Raw genomic sequence first — 238 nt, 5'->3', positions numbered from 1 at the left:
CCAGTACGAGAATGGGTCGACGTGCTCGCGACCCTGGTCGATCGGCTCAACCTTTCCGCCAGCGCCGCCCTCGAGCGCAGGATTGTGTCGAGCCTGCTTCTCGGCCTGCTGTACGTCGCTCCCGGTCACGCCAAGTTGCCATGGTGCGTGACGAGGGTGACGGAGATGCTGGACGAGGAACTCGACGTAGCCGGCAAGCTCGAGACGGCGATGATATTGCTCGCCTACTGCAACATCA

General features: G+C 62.6%; 1 protein-coding gene. It reads left to right on the top strand.

Annotation, left to right across the window (positions count from 1 at the left end):
- The coding region (locus tag RYX56_RS25120; protein WP_317124484.1) for a hypothetical protein at positions 1-238 on the top strand (238 nt) is incomplete at both ends.

Source organism: Alkalihalophilus lindianensis (genome assembly GCF_032843265.1).
GTDB classification, from domain to species: Bacteria; Bacillota; Bacilli; order Bacillales; family Bacillaceae_D; genus Alkalihalophilus; species Alkalihalophilus lindianensis.
Note: the sequence above shows the minus strand (reverse complement) of the source record. Positions and strands in the feature narration are given on the sequence as shown.